1 protein-coding gene is annotated in these 333 nt (G+C 66.1%); it reads left to right on the top strand.

The features are described 5' to 3' along the window. A partial coding sequence (locus TN53_RS43385; RefSeq protein WP_046264442.1) for a glycoside hydrolase domain-containing protein occupies window positions 1-333 on the top strand: 333 nt, incomplete at both ends.

Here is a 333-nt window from a genome sequence, read left to right as displayed (position 1 = left end):
CGATGACGGTCGTCAAGGACTTCGTCCACGAGGTCGCGCCCGTCTTCGACGACCGCATCTCCGTGGCCGGTTCGATCAGCACCGAGGGCGTCGCCTCCAACCTGTCCGTCGACTGGGGCGGCATCGACGCGATGACGAAGGAGAAGGTGGCCGAGCGTCGCAAGGCCGGCAAGATCACGACCTTCTACGTGTACGGCGCTCCCGCCCACCCCAACACGCTGTCGTACTCGCCTGCCGTCGAGTCGCGGATGCTGCCGTGGATCTCCGCCCAGCGCAACCTCGACGGCTTCCTGCGCTGGTCGTACAACAGTTGGACCAGCGACCCCTTCAAGC

This window comes from Streptomyces sp. WM6386, assembly GCF_000972385.1.
GTDB lineage: Bacteria > Actinomycetota > Actinomycetes > Streptomycetales > Streptomycetaceae > Streptomyces.
Note: the sequence above shows the minus strand (reverse complement) of the source record. Positions and strands in the feature narration are given on the sequence as shown.